Annotated in this window: 20 protein-coding genes; 7 read left to right on the top strand and 13 right to left on the bottom strand. The window is 68.4% G+C overall.

What is annotated here, in order from left to right; all coding sequences use genetic code 11:
- Positions 1 to 75 precede the first annotated feature (75 nt).
- On the top strand, positions 76 to 1,047 hold the full coding sequence (locus ACFYRU_RS29535) for an aldo/keto reductase (RefSeq protein WP_387664309.1): 972 nt from the start codon (positions 76 to 78) through the stop codon (positions 1,045 to 1,047).
- A 174-nt stretch (positions 1,048 to 1,221) separates the two neighbouring features.
- Here the strand turns inward: ACFYRU_RS29535 and ACFYRU_RS29530 are convergent, their stop codons facing one another.
- Positions 1,222 to 2,247, bottom strand: coding sequence for a LacI family DNA-binding transcriptional regulator (locus tag ACFYRU_RS29530; RefSeq protein WP_387664307.1), 1,026 nt, complete (start codon positions 2,245 to 2,247; stop codon positions 1,222 to 1,224).
- Between the two features lie 31 nt (positions 2,248 to 2,278).
- On the opposite strand from ACFYRU_RS29530, the gene ACFYRU_RS29525 reads away from it, so the two are divergent.
- On the top strand, positions 2,279 to 3,790 hold the full coding sequence (locus ACFYRU_RS29525) for an alpha-N-arabinofuranosidase (RefSeq protein ID WP_387664305.1): 1,512 nt from the start codon (positions 2,279 to 2,281) through the stop codon (positions 3,788 to 3,790).
- Here the strand turns inward: ACFYRU_RS29525 and ACFYRU_RS29520 are convergent.
- The 5 genes from ACFYRU_RS29520 to ACFYRU_RS29500 form a co-directional block, all read right to left on the bottom strand.
- On the bottom strand, positions 3,774 to 4,592 hold the full coding sequence (locus tag ACFYRU_RS29520; protein WP_387664303.1) for a MerR family transcriptional regulator: 819 nt from the start codon (positions 4,590 to 4,592) through the stop codon (positions 3,774 to 3,776). The genes ACFYRU_RS29525 and ACFYRU_RS29520 overlap by 17 nt on opposite strands.
- A 44-nt stretch (positions 4,593 to 4,636) precedes the next feature.
- Positions 4,637 to 4,900: a hypothetical protein gene (locus ACFYRU_RS29515; RefSeq protein ID WP_387664301.1), complete on the bottom strand. Its 264-nt coding sequence runs from the start codon at positions 4,898 to 4,900 to the stop codon at positions 4,637 to 4,639.
- 204 nt (positions 4,901 to 5,104) lie between these two features.
- On the bottom strand, positions 5,105 to 6,109 hold the full coding sequence (locus ACFYRU_RS29510) for a zinc-dependent alcohol dehydrogenase family protein (RefSeq protein ID WP_387664299.1): 1,005 nt from the start codon (positions 6,107 to 6,109) through the stop codon (positions 5,105 to 5,107).
- A gap of 7 nt (positions 6,110 to 6,116) precedes the next feature.
- On the bottom strand, positions 6,117 to 6,941 hold the full coding sequence (locus tag ACFYRU_RS29505; protein ID WP_387664297.1) for an ABC transporter permease: 825 nt from the start codon (positions 6,939 to 6,941) through the stop codon (positions 6,117 to 6,119).
- A complete protein-coding gene (locus tag ACFYRU_RS29500) occupies positions 6,938 to 7,786 on the bottom strand; it encodes an ABC transporter ATP-binding protein (protein ID WP_387664295.1) in 849 nt (282 codons plus the stop codon). The genes ACFYRU_RS29505 and ACFYRU_RS29500 overlap by 4 nt, the downstream gene beginning before the upstream one ends.
- Positions 7,787 to 7,913: 127 nt before the next feature.
- On the opposite strand from ACFYRU_RS29500, the gene ACFYRU_RS29495 reads away from it, so the two are divergent.
- Entirely contained in the window at positions 7,914 to 8,771 is an 858-nt protein-coding gene (locus ACFYRU_RS29495) for a helix-turn-helix domain-containing protein (protein WP_387664293.1), read from the top strand.
- On the opposite strand, the gene ACFYRU_RS29490 is transcribed toward ACFYRU_RS29495, so the two are convergent.
- The 3 genes from ACFYRU_RS29490 to ACFYRU_RS29480 all read right to left on the bottom strand — a co-directional run bounded on the left by ACFYRU_RS29490 (position 8,715) and on the right by ACFYRU_RS29480 (position 10,953).
- Positions 8,715 to 9,803, bottom strand: a complete 1,089-nt coding sequence (locus tag ACFYRU_RS29490; RefSeq protein WP_387666043.1) for an NAD(P)/FAD-dependent oxidoreductase — start codon at positions 9,801 to 9,803, stop codon at positions 8,715 to 8,717. The two genes, ACFYRU_RS29495 and ACFYRU_RS29490, sit on opposite strands and share 57 nt — an antisense overlap.
- Before the next feature lie 111 nt (positions 9,804 to 9,914).
- Positions 9,915 to 10,109, bottom strand: coding sequence for a hypothetical protein (locus tag ACFYRU_RS29485; protein ID WP_387664291.1), 195 nt, complete (start codon positions 10,107 to 10,109; stop codon positions 9,915 to 9,917).
- Positions 10,110 to 10,173: 64 nt separating this feature from the next.
- Complete coding sequence (locus ACFYRU_RS29480; protein WP_387664289.1) at positions 10,174 to 10,953, bottom strand: hypothetical protein; 780 nt, start codon at positions 10,951 to 10,953, stop codon at positions 10,174 to 10,176.
- 129 nt (positions 10,954 to 11,082) lie between these two features.
- Between ACFYRU_RS29480 and ACFYRU_RS29475 the strand changes: the two genes are divergently transcribed.
- Complete coding sequence (locus tag ACFYRU_RS29475) at positions 11,083 to 11,277, top strand: hypothetical protein (protein WP_387664287.1); 195 nt, start codon at positions 11,083 to 11,085, stop codon at positions 11,275 to 11,277.
- Here ACFYRU_RS29475 and ACFYRU_RS29470 read toward each other — a convergent pair.
- Positions 11,274 to 12,095: a SigB/SigF/SigG family RNA polymerase sigma factor gene (locus tag ACFYRU_RS29470; RefSeq protein WP_387664285.1), complete on the bottom strand. Its 822-nt coding sequence runs from the start codon at positions 12,093 to 12,095 to the stop codon at positions 11,274 to 11,276. The two genes, ACFYRU_RS29475 and ACFYRU_RS29470, sit on opposite strands and share 4 nt — an antisense overlap.
- A 280-nt stretch (positions 12,096 to 12,375) precedes the next feature.
- On the opposite strand from ACFYRU_RS29470, the gene ACFYRU_RS29465 reads away from it, so the two are divergent.
- Positions 12,376 to 12,609 (top strand): DUF397 domain-containing protein, encoded by a 234-nt coding sequence (locus ACFYRU_RS29465; protein WP_387664284.1) that lies wholly within the window; start codon positions 12,376 to 12,378, stop codon positions 12,607 to 12,609.
- A gap of 217 nt (positions 12,610 to 12,826) precedes the next feature.
- On the opposite strand, the gene ACFYRU_RS29460 is transcribed toward ACFYRU_RS29465, so the two are convergent.
- Positions 12,827 to 13,045 (bottom strand): hypothetical protein, encoded by a 219-nt coding sequence (locus ACFYRU_RS29460; RefSeq protein WP_387664282.1) that lies wholly within the window; start codon positions 13,043 to 13,045, stop codon positions 12,827 to 12,829.
- Positions 13,042 to 13,236: a hypothetical protein gene (locus tag ACFYRU_RS29455; protein WP_387664280.1), complete on the bottom strand. Its 195-nt coding sequence runs from the start codon at positions 13,234 to 13,236 to the stop codon at positions 13,042 to 13,044. Before ACFYRU_RS29455 ends, ACFYRU_RS29460 begins: the two co-directional genes overlap by 4 nt.
- Before the next feature lie 445 nt (positions 13,237 to 13,681).
- Between ACFYRU_RS29455 and ACFYRU_RS29450 the strand changes: the two genes are divergently transcribed.
- Complete coding sequence (locus ACFYRU_RS29450) at positions 13,682 to 14,557, top strand: helix-turn-helix domain-containing protein (protein WP_387664279.1); 876 nt, start codon at positions 13,682 to 13,684, stop codon at positions 14,555 to 14,557.
- A 157-nt stretch (positions 14,558 to 14,714) separates the two neighbouring features.
- Here the strand turns inward: ACFYRU_RS29450 and ACFYRU_RS29445 are convergent, their stop codons facing one another.
- Positions 14,715 to 14,999: a TetR/AcrR family transcriptional regulator C-terminal domain-containing protein gene (locus ACFYRU_RS29445; protein WP_387664277.1), complete on the bottom strand. Its 285-nt coding sequence runs from the start codon at positions 14,997 to 14,999 to the stop codon at positions 14,715 to 14,717.
- On the opposite strand from ACFYRU_RS29445, the gene ACFYRU_RS29440 reads away from it, so the two are divergent.
- A complete protein-coding gene (locus ACFYRU_RS29440; protein ID WP_387664275.1) occupies positions 14,973 to 16,175 on the top strand; it encodes a class I SAM-dependent methyltransferase in 1,203 nt (400 codons plus the stop codon). The two genes, ACFYRU_RS29445 and ACFYRU_RS29440, sit on opposite strands and share 27 nt — an antisense overlap.
- Positions 16,176 to 16,458 lie beyond the last annotated feature (283 nt).

The raw sequence follows: 16,458 nt of genomic DNA, 5'->3' as shown, positions 1-16,458 counted from the left end.
GCCGAACGTATCAACTGTGCGCACAGGATTCATTGGACGGATGATCGACGGCCTGGTTGGCTCGACGGTATGGAGATGCGCACGTTAGGACGTTCCGGAATCGAGGTCAGCCCGGTCGGGTTCGGGTGCTGGGCGATCGGAGGCCCGTTCAGCAACCCGGCCGGCGAACCGCTGGGCTGGGGTGTGGTCGACGACGACGAGTCGGTGCGGGCGGTCCGCCGGGCGGTCGAGCTCGGCGTCACGTTCTTCGACACCGCGGACGTGTACGGGGCCGGCCACAGCGAGCGCGTGCTCGGCAGGGCGCTCGAGGGCATCCGCGACCAGGTCGTGATCGCGACCAAGTGGGGCAACACGTTCGACGAGTCGACCCGGATCATGCACCACCAGGACAGCACGCCGGAGTACGTCCACAAGGCCGTACGGGCATCGCTCGAGCGCCTCGGCACCGACTACCTCGACCTCTATCAGCTGCACTTCGACACCACCGACGAGCTCGCGCTGCCGCTGCGCGAGGCCTGCGAGGAACTGGTCCGCGAGGGCCTGATCCGCGCGTACGCGTGGAGCACCGACACCGTGCACAGCGCCGAACTGTTCGCGCAGGGCGAGCACTGCGCTGCCATCCAGCACGAGGCGAGCGTGCTGCACGACGCGCCGGAGTTCTTCGCGCTGTGCGAGCGCGAGGACCTGGCGAGCATCAACCGGACACCGCTCGGAATGGGCATCCTCGGCCGCCGCGACGCGAACAAGCCCGCGACCGGCGCGGACATCCGGACGCTCCCGCCGTCCTGGCTGCGGTACTTCAGCGAGGGCGGCGTACCGGCGCCGGAGTGGTGGGAGAAGGTCGCCGCGATCCGCGACCTCCTGGAGTCCGACGGTCGGACGCTGGCGCAGGGGGCGCTCGCGTGGCTGTGGGCGCGAAGCCCGCGGACCGTACCGATCCCCGGCTTCCGCACCGTCGCCCAGGCCGAGGAGAACGCCGCCGCGATGACCCACGGACCCCTGAAACAGGAGCAGCTGACCGAGATCGCCGGGCTGTTGGCCGACTGAGACCGAGGGACGGACCGCCACGCCACCACAATCCGCCGATCGCGAGCCGGCGCACGCTCAGCACACCCTTCGGGACGCGATTGGTGTGCACTGGCGGTCCGCCAAAGTCTTGCCCCGATCTGGGTTTATCGATATACCTACCTACATCAAGTGTCTGCGAGGTAGGTAGGGGTGTCAGTCGAGTGGTGTGGTGGTGCCGCGCTGGATCAGTCGGGCCGGTACGACCACTTCCTGCGGGTCGCCGGTCGGGCCGTCGGAGATCTGCGCGGTCAGCAGCGCCGTGATCCGGTCGGCCATCTCGGCGTGCCCGGGGTTGACCGAGGACAGCGACGGGACCAGGTACGCCGCCTCGTCGATGTCGTCGAACCCGACCAGCTGGACGTCGTCCGGGACCCGGACGCCCGCATCGGCGAGCGCGCGGAGCGCACCCATCGCCATCACGTCGGTGAGCGCGAACACCGCATCGAACCCGATCCCCCGGTCCAGCAGCGAGCGGATCGCGTCGTACCCGTCCTGCATCCGGAAGCTGCTCCGGACGTTCAGCTCCGGGTCGACCGGCACGCCGGCGTCGGCGTGCGCCAGCGCGTACCCCTCGGCGCGCAGCGCCGGCATGGTCGCGACCCCGTCGGGATCGCCGCCGAGCATCGCGATCCGGCGGGCGCCGGTCGCGAGCAGGTGCGCGGTCGCCTGGCGGGCTCCGTCGACGTTGTCCATCATCACGTGGTCGAACCGGGACGGCAGCGCCCGCTCGCCGATCATCACCACCGGTGCGTCGGTACGGAGCTGGCTCAGCTCGGCCGGGTCGAGGTCGACCACACTCAGGATCAGGCCGTCGTACATCCGCAGCCGGGAGAACGCGACCGCGTCCAGCTCCCCCTCGCGGCTGGCGCCGGTGCGCTCCATCACGATCCGCAACCCGTGCGCCTCGAACCGGTCCGCCAGCCGGCCGGCGAGCTGCGCGAAGTACGGTCGTTCCAGCTCGGGTACGGCCAGGCCGACCACGCCGGTGCGTCCGGCGCGCAGGTGCCGGGCGGCCAGGTTGACCTGGTAGCCGAGGTCGCTGATCGCCGCGAGCACCCGTTCCCGGGTGGCCGCGCCGACCCGGGGCCGGCCGTTGATCACGTTCGAGACGGTCATCGTGGACACTCCCGCGGACCGTGCCACATCCGCCATCGTCACCACACCGGCCGGTTTCCCCATGCCGACAACTGTAAAGAACCAGGAGGGCGTAATGCCTGAAGCACGGATCGTGATCGACCTCGACGTACCGGGGGCGACCATCAGCAGGCACCTGTACGGGCACTTCGCCGAGCATCTCGGGCGCTGCATCTACGGCGGCTTCTACGTCGGCGAGGACTCGTCGATCCCGAACGAAGGCGGCATCCGGCTCGACGTGGTCGAGGCGCTGCGGGCGCTGGAGATCCCGAACCTGCGCTGGCCGGGCGGGTGTTTCGCGGACGAGTACCACTGGAAGGACGGCATTGGCCCGAAGGCGGACCGGCCGTCGATGGTGAACACGCACTGGGGCAACGTCGAGGAGAACAACCACTTCGGCACCCACGAGTTCATGGCCTTGTGCGAGCTGCTCGGCGCCGCACCGTACGTGAACGGCAACGTCGGCAGCGGCACCGTCCGGGAGATGAGCGAGTGGGTCGAGTACCTGACCCGCGACGGCGACAGCCCGATGGTGCGGCAGCGCAAGGCGAACGGGCGGGACGAGCCGTGGACGATCCCGTTCTGGGGCATCGGCAACGAGACCTGGGGCTGTGGCGGGAACATGCGGGCCGAGGCGTACGCCGACCTGGCGCGGCAGTACGCGACGTACCTGAAGGACCACGGGGACAACAAGCTGTACCGGATCGCGGCCGGCGCCTCGGACGACAACCTGGCCTGGACCGAGGCGCTGCTGAAGGCGGTCAGCTGCCTCGGCTGCGGGCGGGACCCGAAGAATCTCTTCCAGGCGATCTCGTTCCACTACTACACGATCGCGGGGACCTGGGAGAACAAGGGCAGCGCGACGTCGTTCGACCTGGACGACTACTACAGGACGCTGTCGAAGGCGCAGGACATCGAACGCGTGATCCGCGCGCACTCGGCACTGATGGACGCGTACGATCCGGAGCGCAAGATCGGTCTGGTGCTGGACGAGTGGGGCACCTGGTGGGACGTCGAGCCGGGGACGAACCCGGGCTTCCTGTACCAGCAGAACGCGATGCGGGACGCGCTGGTCGCGAGCGTGCACTTCGACGTCTTCCACCGGCACTCGGAGCGGCTGGTGATGGCGAACATCGCGCAGACGGTCAACGTACTGCAGGCGATGCTGCTCACGGACGACGACGGCGGGCTCGTCCGGACGCCGACGTACCACGTGTTCGAGATGAACAAGGGGCACCACGACGCGGCCGCACTGCCGGTGCACGTGATCGATGGTCACACCTACGACCTCGACGGCACGACGATGGACCTGGTGTCGGCGTCCGCTTCGGTGAAGGACGGCCGGGCGCTGGTGTCGTTGAGCAACCTCGACCCGTCGTCCGCGCTCGACGTCGTACTGGATCTTCGCGGCGCGTCGTCGTGGGAGTCGTCCGGACGGTTGCTGACGGCATCGAAGCCGCAGGCGTACAACACGGTCGGCGATCCGGACGCGGTGGCCCCGGTCCCGCTGGAGGTGGAACCGGAGCCGCGCGGCTTGAAGGTGACGTTGCCGCCACATTCCTTCGCGACGGTCAGCCTGGTTTTGTGACCTCGATCTGGAACTCGTGCACCCAGTTGTCCGGGTTGCCGGGGTCGAACTGCAAGGTGACCTCGCGCGCGTACCCGTGACTGCGGTAGCCGTTGTCCTCGATCCACCGGGCCAGCGTCTGCATGCTGCGATCGGCCTCTGCCATGTCGCCCTGGTGGACGATGGTCGCGGCCCGCGGGAGCTCGGGTAGTTCGTTCGCGTCCACGTCCGCCGTACTGCGGTCGTCCACCGGTACGGCGGCGTGGACCCGGATCGTGTCGTCGCCGGCGTCCTCGTAGTACGCGATCGGGGAGCCGCACGGGTCCACCCCGGCCGCGCCGAGCCGCTCGAACAGCTGGCCGAACAAGGACTGGACGACCGGGCCGACGTCCTCGCCGTCGTAGCTCGGTGCGATCGCGGACAGCTCCGCGACCCGGATCGGGGTGATGCGCTTCAGTACGACGTCGTCGGTCGGCATGTGCCCTTCCCTCTCGATCAGCCGGAGCCTCGCCTCGACGCTGGTCAGGCGCGCGGCGCTACGGGCGAGGTCGTCCTCGAGTTGCGCCTGCCGGAGCCGGAGCATGCCGCGCAACTCCTCCGCGGACAGCTTCACGTCGACGATCTCGCCGACCTGCTGCAGGCTGAAGCCGAGGTCCTTGAGCGCGACGATCCGGTTCAGCCGGCTGAACTGGTCGGCCGAGTAGTACCGGTATCCGGTCGACTCGTCGACGACCGCCGGCCGGAGCAATCCGAGCGCGTCGTAGTGCCGCAGCATCCGCGCCGACACCTGAGCGAAGGCGGCGAAGTCTCCGATGGTGAACATGGCCCCACCTTCCGCCTTGACACGGTGTCAAGGTCAAGGGGGCTTCAGGAGTTGACGCGGGTACGGCGGTCGCGGATGGCGGTGAATGTGATCGCGGTGATGCCGAGGGCCAGGCCGCCGACGCCGAAGCCGGCCACCAGCGTGCCGCGGCTGCTCAGCCGGGCGTCGCACTGCATCGGTGTGATGCCCTCGTCGGGCCGGAACACCGACCCGCAGGCGTCACCACCGGCATGGACCGGGCGAACGGCGAGCACCACCCCGACGACCAGCAGGACCGCACCTGCCGCGCCGAGGATCCTGCTCAGCACCGGCCGCCCTCTCCGGAGCACTGCGGGCGCACGGCGCGGACCGACCACGAGTGGCGGGTCAGATCCCACATCCGCACGTTCACTCCCCTGGCAGCTCGGTAAGATTTGATCAAATCTAACGCAGCTAGCAGCGCTCGCTGAAGTTCCGCACGACGGGTGCGTGGAATCTTCACCCAGTTCTAACGCATCCCGGCGCGGTCCGGTTCAGTCGTCGAGGACAGCTACCAAGGAGCCGCTCGCGCGGCCGTGGGCGACGTCGGCGAGCGCCCGGTCGACGGCTCCGAACGGGACGGTCGTGGTGTGCGGGACGACCGGTAGCCGGTCGATCAGGCGGAACAGTTCCTCGCCGTCGCGGCGGGTGTTGGAGGTGACGCTGCGCAGGTCCCGCTCGTGGAAGAGGTGGCGCTCGTAGTTCAGTACCGGTACGTCGGACAGGTAGATCCCGGCCACCGCGACCGTTCCGCCGGGCCTCACCGCCTCGAGCGCGTACGGGACCACGTCGCCGGCGGGAGCGAACACGATCGCCGAGTCGAGCGGTACCGGTGGACGATCCGCGGTCTCGCCCACGAACGCGGCGCCCAGCTCCCGCGCCAGCGCCCGGTTCTGCTCGCCTCGTGTCAGGACGAACAACTCGGCGCCCTGCGCGGCCGCGAGCTGCGCCGTCAGATGCGCGCTGGACCCGAACCCGTAGATCCCGAGCCGGCCGCCGGGCGGAAGATTCGCCCGCAGCAGCGACCGGTACCCGATGATCCCCGCACAGAGGAACGGCGCCAGCTCCACCGCGGACCTGTCGCTCGGCAGCCCGTACGCATAGGCCTCCGGCACGACGGCGTACTCTGCAAATCCACCGTCGGCGTCCCAGCCCGTGTACGCCGACCGCGGACAAAGATTCTCCGCTCCGCGCCGGCAGAACTCACACACGCCGCAGGTCCCGCGCAACCAAGCAACCCCCACCCGCTCCCCAACCGAGAACCGATCGGACTCGTTGAGGACAGTGCCGACTGCCTGGTGGCCTGGGATTACGCCTGGGCGCTTCGGGCGAAGGTCTCCCTCGGCCAGGTGCAGGTCGGTCCGGCAGATGCCGCAGGCTTCGACCTTGACCAGGAGTTCGCCGGCGGCCGGCTCGGGGACGGTACGGCGTACCTGCTGGAGCGGGCCGTTGTCGATCGGAGCCGGTTCAGTGACTGCCCACGCCCGCATCTCGTCCATGGGTCCATCATGCGACGCGCTGGAGGGCCCGTTCGCGACGGGCGGCGACCTTCGAGCCGGACTCGCGGCGCGCCATCCGGCGCAGTACTACCGGTGCGAGCAGCAGACCCGCGATCGCCCACAGGCTCAACACCCCGGCCGTTTCCAGGTGCCGCCACGAGTTGCCGACCTCGACCGCCGCCGCCGCGGACGGGAGCAGGGCGGACCGCATGCCGAGACCCATCCAGTACACCGGCGTCAGCTGCCCGACGAACGCGAGCCAGCCGGGCAGCGCGGTGATCGGGTAGAAGATGCCAGAGATCGCGATCACCCCGAGCATCGGCAGCTGGATCAGCCCCTGCGAACGCGCCGACGTGAACACCGACCCGAGCACCGCCCCGATCGGCAGCGTCGCGACCAGCCCGAGCAGCAGTACCCACACCAGCGTGAACCAGTGCGCCGACCCGAGCGCGATGCCGTCCACCAGGAACAACCCAGGCACCAGCAGAATCAGCAGATCGACCAGCAACCCACCCGCGACCGAGACCACCTTCCCCACCAGGTAGCAGACCATACCGTTTGGTATGGCCTTGGCCCGGAGCAGCGTCCCGTCCTCGCGGTCTGCGGTCAACTGCTGGCTCATGCTGACCATTCCCATGGCGGCGTTCATCCCGAGGATGCTCGGCAGGGCGAGCGCACCAAGCAGCAACCCGCTCGACCCGAAGTCGCGATGCCGGAGAAAGAACAGCGCGACCAGCATCAGTACGGGCCAGAGGAAGTGGCTGAACAGCTCCGGACCGTTCGTGAAGGACTGCCGGAGCTCGATCAGCCCGCGCTGCCATCCGCGTTTCATGCCTGCTCCCGAACCAGTGCGAGGTAGGTGTCTTCAAGAGATGCCCGGCGTACTTCGAGCCCGCCGAGCGCGTCGCCGTACGTCCGGAAGAGCTCGCGGACGAACGCCGTCCCGTCCGGCGTCGACTCGTGGAACAGCTGACCGTCGACGGTCCACCGCACCTCGTCCGCGCCCGCGATCAGCTCGGTCAGCTCCGCGGTGGTGCCGGCCGCGATGATCCGGCCCGCGGCGAGGACGAGGATCCGGTGCGCGAGTTTGCTCGCCTCGTCGAGGTCGTGGGTGGTGAGCAGGACCGCCGTACCCTGCTCGGCGGCGAGTCGCCGGACCAGCTCGTGGAACTCCGAACGTGCCTCCGGGTCGAAGCCGGTGGTCGGCTCGTCCAGGAACAGGACGTCGGGGCGGCCAACGATTCCGATCGCGACGTCGAGGCGGCGGCGCTGTCCGCCGGACAGGGTCTTGATCTTCTGCGCGGCCTGCGCGGTGAGGCCGACGGCGGCGAGCAGTTCGCCGGCGGGCCATGGTTGCCGGTACGGCGTGTAGGACGAGCCGAGGTGGTGGAGGAGTTCGCCGACGCGCCAGTTGCCGTGGTCGCGCCAGGACTGCAGCACGATGCCGATCCTGGACCGCCAGCGCTCGTCGGCGCTCGCCGGGTCGGCGCCGAGGACGTCGACATGGCCGGCCGAACGGAGCCGGAACCCTTCGAGGATCTCGATCGTGGTGCTCTTCCCGGCGCCGTTCGGGCCGAGCAGGGCGAGTACCTCGCCGGGGCGGGCGTCGAAGCTCACGTCGTGCAGGACGTAGGTGTCGCCGTACCGCATCCGCAGACCTTCCACTGTCATCACCATGCCGCCGAAGCTACGTTGCGTTCACGATGTCGGCAATCATGTTGGTAGTACTCGCGGTCGTGCTTCCCTTGAAAACATGGCATTCTGTGCAATGAGGATGTCGAAGAATGCAATTCGTTGCAATGAGATGACGGTGAATGCGCGGATGCCTGGCGGTCGGTTGAGTCATCAGGAGCGGGTCGAGATCGCGGCCGGTCTGGCCGGCGGGCTCGGGTACGCCGAGATCGCGCGGCAGCTGGAGCGGCCGACGTCGACGATCAGCCGGGAGGTCGCGCGCAACGGCGGCGCGAGCGGGTACCGGGCCGACCACGCGCACTACGCGACCGCCTCCCGCGCGCGTCGGCGGCGTACCGGTTCGGCTGCGGCCGACGTACGGGTGCTCGATCCGCGGCTGGCCTACGTCGAGCGGTTCGCGGCGATGATGGTCGAGGGCGGGTTGCAGCGGATGGCGTCCCGGGTGCTGGCGTTGCTCTACACGTCCGACTCGCGCACGCTGACCGCGGCGGAGCTCGTCCGGGAACTGCGGGTCAGCCCGGCGTCGATCTCGAAGGCGATCGGCTATCTCGAGCGGGTCGGCATGGTGCACCGCGAGCCCGATCCGGTCCGGCGCCTGCAGCATTACGTGATCGCCGACGACGTCTGGCTGAAGGCGTGGGAGGTGAGCGCGCGGACCAACCACAACTGGGCGGAAACCGCCGCCGAAGGGGTCCAGCTGCTCGGAACGGACACACCCGCCGGCGAGCGGCTGATGCACATGGCGGAGTTCTTCGAGCGGCTCAGTGAGGACATGTCGGGTGGCGGCGGGTTTCAGGACTGCCTGGCCGTACTCGCCGTCGTTGCCGAGTCGGTCAACGCGCGCGACATCGCCGGCGTACTCGGTTGGCCGGCCGAGCGGGTGGCCGACGTACTGGACTATGCGGTGAAGAGCTCAGGGCAGGATCGTGCTGAGCAGGCGCCGGGTCAGGCCGCCGTCGGCGAGGCCTAGTTCGACCAGGTCGTCGAAGATCAGCTGGTCGTCGGCGGCGGCGCGGATCCCGGCGTCGAGGATCCGGTCGGAACGGCTGAGCTGGGCGACGAGGGCGGTGTCCCGCAGGTGCCGGCGGAGCAGGCGCGACGTGCGACGACGGTACGGCGTACCGGCGTCGTTGGATCCGGAGCGGAGCGCGTCGGCGATGGAGCGGCCGGCGAGGAGACCGGTGGCGACGGCGTAGTAGATGCCTTCGCCGGTCATCGGGTTGATCAGGCCGGCGGCGTCGCCGGCGAGCAGCACAGGTCCGCGTCGTGGTCGCCAGGTCCAGCCCGCGAGCGGGAGGTGGTGGCCCCACCACGATTCGCCGCCCTCGGTCGCGCCGGGGAGCAGGGCCTCCAGGTTCTCGAGGAGGTCGGCGCGGGTCGGACGGGTGCCGGCCAGGAGTTCGCCGTACCCGACGTTGGACCAGCCGTCACCGCGGTCGAAGGACCACGCGTACGACGGTTGTCTGCCGGGGCCGTACGCGATCACCTGACTCGCGGCACGAGCCGGCGGGGTGGGCGCGTACCCGCGGATCGCCAGCGCGACCGGGCCGGGCTTCAGGCCGAGTTCCCGCCGTACGACGGAATGCGCACCGTCGGCGCCGACGACGAAACGCGCGTCGAGGTCGTCCACGTCGACGTACCCGCTGCGGACCGCCAGCCCGCGGACGCGCCGCCGGATCAGCTGCGCGCCGGCCGCCTGGGCCGCCTCGACCAGCCGATGGTCGAACACCGCCCGCGGCACCACCCAGGTAGGCCGCGACAACTGCCGATCCACGCCCACCGCGCCCCGGGTCAACGCGAACCGCCGTACCGGAGTCCAGTCGTCCAGAACACCGGTCACCCCGACACCGGCAAGCAGGTCGAGCACATGCGGAGCGATCCCGTCCCCACACGCCTTGTCCCGCGGAAACTCGTGCCGATCAAGCATCAGTACAGCCAAGCTGGGGTCCGCAGCCAACGCCCCCAACGCCACCGAGGCCCCTGCAGGCCCGGCCCCCACCACAATCAAGTCCCACACGCCGCTAGTCTCCCAGCACAACTCACTCCCCCGGCCCACCACCCGGCCGGTCTCAGCTGCGCCTCAGCGCCGACGGCTGTTGAGCGGGCGGCCTGGTCAGCGCGACTTGCCGCTCTTGCCACCTCGGGTCTTGCCGCCGCCGAACCGACGGCGCAGGTCCTCGGTCGGCTCGACCCGCACCCGCCCACGGCCGTCATCAGCTTCGAACGCCTCACTCGGATCCCCACGATCCCCGTGAATCGCCTCGATGGCCGCCTTCTGCTCACGCGTCATGAACTCGTCGCCGCTCATGTCATCTCCGTTCTCGCCCCGGTAGCTCGATGTTCACACCGAGCGGGGTCAACGGAGGGTTTGGTCAGGTGCCGGGGCGGCGGCCGGGTTTTTGGGGGCGGCGGGAGGTGCGGCGGGGGCGGGGGGTTGACGGGGTGAGGGCGCCGGAGGAGGTGACGGGACGGGCCTCGTCCAGGTCGACGATCTTCGGGGGTGGCGGGACGAAGAGCGGGATGGTTTCCTCGTCCGGGTCTGGAGCCGGGGCGGGCGGAGGCGGCGGCGGTGCGGGCTCGGCTCGGGCGGCTGCTTCTTTGCTGACCCGGGGCCGTGGCGCGGCTACCGCCGGCGCGGCGAGCGGGCTGCGGGGTGGGCGGCGGTGCGGGAGACGCGTACTGAGCTCGATGCCCAGCGCATCGATCAGCTTGCGGCAGGCAACGATCGACACCGCGACGGCGAACACGGTGCACGCCGCGAACAGGACCGACTGACCACCGGCGGCCCAGTTCGACGGATCAGTACGGGTCATCGCGGCGATCATCGCGACCACGATCGAGTTGGTGATGCCGAGGGCAACGGCCAGACCGACAGTACGAAGAAGTACGCGCCGCTCGAGGCCGACATCGTCAGCCGCGGCAACCAATCCGGCGATCAGCCCCGCGAGCACCGGCACCGTATATACAAGCGCGAGCGTGAGCCCCGGGCTCGCCACCAGGTAGAAGACGTCGAACACGAGCGCCGTACCGGTCAGCGCGGCCGCGAAACAAACCACCATCGGCGGATAAGCACGAACTACCGCGACCGCGTCCGCGGGCACGGTCTTGAACATCCGCAAGGCCAACAGCAACGACTCATCCCCTCGTCCCACCCCATTGTGCCGCTCCCCCACCACCCACAGTGAGTTCCCCCGACCAGCGAGTCGCGGATCCCCGGGCCATCACAATCACCAGCCGGCGCACCACGGCCCGCGTAGCCCCGCCGTCGAGGTCCGATTGCGATGGCCTGGCGCCCCGACGCCGAGCCGATCCAGGCCACCGAGGTGGCCGGAGTTCGGCTGGCTGACGATCTCGTGCACGTCACCTACGTGTCCCGGCGTTCGGGTGGTACTGCGGTCCGCCGCAGCTCGATCTGGCGGCGGACCCGGGGTGCCTGGCGGCTGTACTACCACCAGGGCACCCCGGCCGCCGACTAGGCCGCTGCCTGCTCCGGGGCGAGTTTTTCGCGGAGGTCGTCGAGGATTCGGCGCAGGACTCGGGAGACCTGCATCTGGCTGACGCCGATGTCGTCGCCGATCTCGGACTGGGTCCAGCCTTCGACGAAGCGGAGCTGGAGGATGCGGCGGTCGCGGTCGCCCAGGTCCGCGAGTACCGGTTCCAGCATCTCGACCGTTTCCAGCTGGTCGATGGTCGCGTCGTCGTCGTCGGCGACCACGTCCGCCAGCGTCAACTCCGCGTCCGCCTCGGCGGGACGGTCTAGCGACAGCACGTTGAAGCAGCCCTTCGCCGCCAGCGCCTGCTCGACCTCGGTGACCTCGACCTCGAGGTGTTCGGCCAGCTCGGCCGGTGTCGGTTCGCGGTTCAGCTCCTGTTCCAGTTCGGGGAGCTTGTTCGCGATCGTGCCCTGCATCTCCTGCAGCCGGCGCGGGATCCGTACCGTCCAGGCGCAGTCGCGGAAGTACCGCTTGACCTCGCCCCGGATGGTCGGGATCGCGAACCCGATGAACGGGGTCTCCGCTTCCAGCCGGTAGTGGTGGGCCGCCTTCACCAGACCCAGGTAGGCGACCTGCTCCAGGTCGTCGGCCTCGGCGCCCCGGCCGCGGAAGCGGCGCGCGATGCCCTTGGCCATCTCCAGGTTCAGTTCGACGACCTGTTCGAGAAGTTCCTGCCGCTCGTGTTCGGCGGTGCTCGCCGCCCGGCGTTCCATCAGTTCCCGGGTGGCTGTCTCTCGGGCGGCCCGATCGGTCGGGGCGCCGTGTGGGGCCGAAGCCCGCTCGATGATGCTCGTGACCATTGGTATGACCTCGCGACTGTTGTCACGGCGTGGCACTTAGCTGAACCACGGTCATGCCTGCACCAGAACACGTACCCAGCTCCACCCAGGTCATGCACAACCCGGTCCACGGTCCGGTAACCGTCACCGATCGCTACCGAATCAGCGATCGAAACGCCCGTTTGACGGCGCCACGATCACAAAAAGTAAGGGTGCGGACACACGAGCCAAAAGTGTGTACGATGCAGATGCAAGGCCAAATGCACGTGCATCTGCAGCCGCATATGGAAGGTGCAGACAAATGACAGAGATCTACAACGGCATGCCGGGCGACTCGAACGTCGAGTTGAGCTGGAAGAAGAGTCAGCGCAGCGGCCCCAACGGCAACTGCGTCGAGGTGGCGAAGCTGGCGGACGGCGGAGTCGCCGTGCGCAACTCACGCTTCGCCGGCGGACCGGCACTGGTGTTCACGAAGGCCGAGATCGAGGCATTCCTCGGTGGCGTCCAGGACGGCGAGTTCGACTACCTCGTCTGAGCATCACGCAGCAGTACAGAGCAGCACCGCAGTACCGAAGCAGCACCATCAGAAGCAAGGACCCCTTCGCCAGGCGAGTGACGAAGGGGTCCTTTCTTGTGCGCTGTGGTGGAGGGCAGAGAGCGTCTCTTACAGAGGCAACCGAGACACATGGAAACGCCCGGGCCGACTCTCCGGCGAGAGTCGGCCCGGGCGTGCCTGAGGGGCGGGTTTCGGACTACTGGACGGTCAGCGGCCAGAGCTGTTCGCTCGGCAGTTCCGAAGCCTTGCCACCGGCCGCATTGTCAACGGTGATTCGCAATCCGGTGAACTTCGGGGTCATCACCCGCTGGTACCGCGAGGCGCGGTCCGGCTCGGCGGAGTACTCCGCGATCAGGTGATCACCCAGCCAGATCCGCACCATCTTCCGTCCTCCTCCTGCTCTGTCGGTGGTCATGGGGCCAGGCTCACGATCGGGTCGCCGTCGAGTTGGCGGACGCCGCGCAACCAGCCCTCGAAGGCCCAGCGCTGTTGCTCGGGGCAACGCGCGACCAAGTCCTGGATCTCCCGCTCGGTGAGCTCCTCGGGCGCGCGGCCGCCGGCCATCGTGGCGGTCTGCTCCACAACCTCACTGTCGTCGTCGTTCATCGACTCGGGTTCCCCAACCAGTCAAGCCAACGGGGGGCCGTCGGCGCGCTCTGTAGGACCGGCCTGCCGGTTCACGCGATGTCACGTTTCGCGAGATCCAGCTCACCTTCTGTGCATGAAGCAATCATGGCGTTGGCACGCGGCGAATGCAAGCGCCCGATGCACGTGCATCCGCACGTTTTCCATTTCGAGACCACTTTGGCCCTCCCGCCGCCTGAATCAGGCCGGATCGAGCCCGTCGAACGGTGTTCGTCGCCGTTCGGAAGGACTACTATGTACTGACAAATGAGCCGAACTGCGGATCGACTAGGCTTACGCTCCGTGATCGCCGATGCGGATTCGCCGCTGTTTTGTAAGAACTTCGGTAGATCGCAGGCGCCGCGTGCGATGATGTGCACCTGCGGGTGAGGTTGATGACGAACGCTGGGGCCGCTGGGAGGTGGGTGTGACCGAGTCGGGCGCGCAAAGCGGGCCGACCACGCTGCGGATCATTCTCGGAGGGCACCTTCGCCGGATGCGGGTGGCGGCCGGCATCAGCCGGTCGGACGCGGGGTGGGAGATCCGTTCGTCGGAGTCCAAGATCAGCCGGATGGAGCTGGGCCGGGTCGGCCTGAAGGAACGCGACGTCGCCGACCTCCTGAAGCTGTACGGCCTGGACGACGACGAGGAGCGCGAGCGGCTGCTGGCGCTCGCGCGCGAAGCGAACAACCCCGGCTGGTGGCACCGCTTCGGCGACGTGCTGCCGAGCTGGTTCCACTCCTACCTCGACCTCGAGGCGTCCGCACAGCTGATCCGCATCTACGAGCTGCAGTTCATCCCCGGTCTGCTGCAGACGAAGGAGTACATCCGCGCCGTCATCCAGCTCGGCCGCGGCATGATCCCGGCCGAGGAGGTCGAACGCCGCATCAGCCTCCGGGTCAACCGCCAGGAGGTCCTGACCCGCGCGTCGGACCCGGTCCGCGTCTGGGCGGTCATCGACGAAGCCGCCCTCCGCCGCCCGATCGGCGGCACCAAGGTCATCATCGACCAGCTGAATCACCTGATCGAGGTGTCGCACCTGCCGAACGTGACCCTCCAGGTCGTACCACTCTCGATCGGCGGTCACGCCGCCGCCGGCGGCTCGTTCAGCATCCTCCGTTTCCCGGAGTCGGACCTCCCGGACACCGTCTACATCGAACACCTGACCAGCGCCCTGTACCTGGACAAGCTCGACGAGCTGGACCAGTACACAGCCGCCATGGAATCCCTCTGCGTCGCGGCCCCGCAACCGAACAAGACCCGCGAAATCCTCCTGGACATCCGCAAAGACTTCGAGGCCTGACCGTGTCGCCCACCGCTGACTCCTTGATCGGCACCGGAGAGCGGGACGGGCACGGGCGAGGGTTTGGCCCTTGGCCTGAGCTCTCCGATCACGTGGCCGGTTGTACGAGGCGCCGACCCGGTCGATCGTGTCCGGGCTGTGCAGACGGCCCGATTGCTCAGGTGTCGGCTCCTTCGGCAGCGGTGGGACTTGTCGCGGCTGGTGAGGCCCAGGCACTGGTGGACGGGCTTCGTGTAGTCGTGGCGTATCGGGCGGTGGTGGTGCGGACGGCCTCGTCGACTACTTGGGTGACGCGTTCGGTGCTGACCTTCCAGCCTGGCACGAGGAGCGTCGGCCAGAAGACGTAGTTGGAGATCATGCCCAGGAACTGGGTTGCCGCGAGGTCCACGTCCTCGACCCGCACCGTTCCCGCCTCGTGCTCAGCGAGGAGGTAGCTGCCCACGGACTCGAAGTAGGGTGCCGGCCGCGCCGCATCGAGATCTTCTTCGATCGCGCTGCGGGCGCCACCTATCTGTGTAGCGGAGCCGGAGGTGCCGCGACCGGCTGGCATGCGATACTGCTCGCCACCCCCGACTTCACCTTCCACCTCAAGAACGGGATCCGCGCAGATCTGCCTGCACGGGCGACGCCGGTCACCGACCCAGCTGAACGTCGAGCGCTACTGGTGGAGGTTGTCGCGGATCTCAGTCAACCCCACGACCCCGGAACCATCCGACCCACCCGGCTCGAAGACTGGGCTGACAGCCGGCTGATGTGCATCAGCTTCCGCCCCCTCGGCCGTGATCGCGGCCCCTCTCGAATCTACTTTCGGGCCGTGTGTTGGGGCTGCCAGACTCCTGGGATGAGTGAGCACACCGCGCGGGCTCTTCGGTTGTTCGATGAGTTGGCGGCGGGGTATGACGAGGTGTTGCCGTTCTTTCGGGGGTTTGCTGGGTTGCAGGTCGGGTGGCTGGATCCGGTGGCGGGGACTGTTGCGCTTGATCTTGGGGCGGGTGGTGGGGCGCTGACCGGGGCGTTGCTTGGGCGTGGGTGTGTGGTGACAGCGGTCGATGGTGCGCCTGGGATGGTTGCAAAGGTCGCGCGGTTGTATCCGGAGGCCGAGGTCCGGCTGATGGAGGCGGGGCGGCTGGAGTTTGCGGATGCGAGTTTTGATTTGGTGTGTGCCGGGTTTGTGATGCATTTGCTGGACGATCCGGCGGTGGCTGCGGCGGAGGTACGGCGGGTGCTGCGGCCTGGTGGGGTGTTTTCGTTCTCGACGCCTTGTGCTGTTGAGGATGCGCCGGAGTGGGATTTCTACGGCGAACTGTTCCGCGAGTACCAGCCGTACGTACCCGAAGAAAAGGGCCGACTCGGCCGACCCCTCGACGGCGAGAAACTCCTGGCCGACGCGGGATTCCAATTCCTCGAAGAGACCGTCGTCGAACAACGCCTGGCCGTACCCGACCCCGACACGTTCTGGAACTGGGCAATGTCCCATGGCTCCCGAGCCTTCATCGACGCACTGCCTTCACCACAGCGCGAAGAGTTCGAGTCCCGCCTCCGCCAAGAACTGTCCACCATGAACCCCATAACCCACCCCACCGCAGCCACCCTCAACCGCGGCACACGAATGCCGTAGCCGGTATCTGCTCGTGCGCAGTCAGCCGACTGAGCGCGCGTACGGCGGAACCACCGCACCTGACGACGCCAAAGGGTCTGTCGCACAGGCGCGCGTTCGCCACCGGGCCGGGTTAGCCCTACAGCATCTGCCGACGGGCAGTTGGCCGCGCAACCTGCACCAGGCCAACGTTCACGTTTCCCTCGTCTTCTTTGAGCTGTCGCCCTTCCGGGTCCAACTTCACGCCGGACCGGACCACGCCTGCCTCCTGTCTTTCCCTGTTTCTCTTTCTTTTCTCTTTTGC

The sequence above is a fragment of the Kribbella sp. NPDC004536 genome (assembly GCF_042873835.1).
Taxonomy (GTDB): domain Bacteria; phylum Actinomycetota; class Actinomycetes; order Propionibacteriales; family Kribbellaceae; genus Kribbella.
Note: the sequence above shows the minus strand (reverse complement) of the source record. Positions and strands in the feature narration are given on the sequence as shown.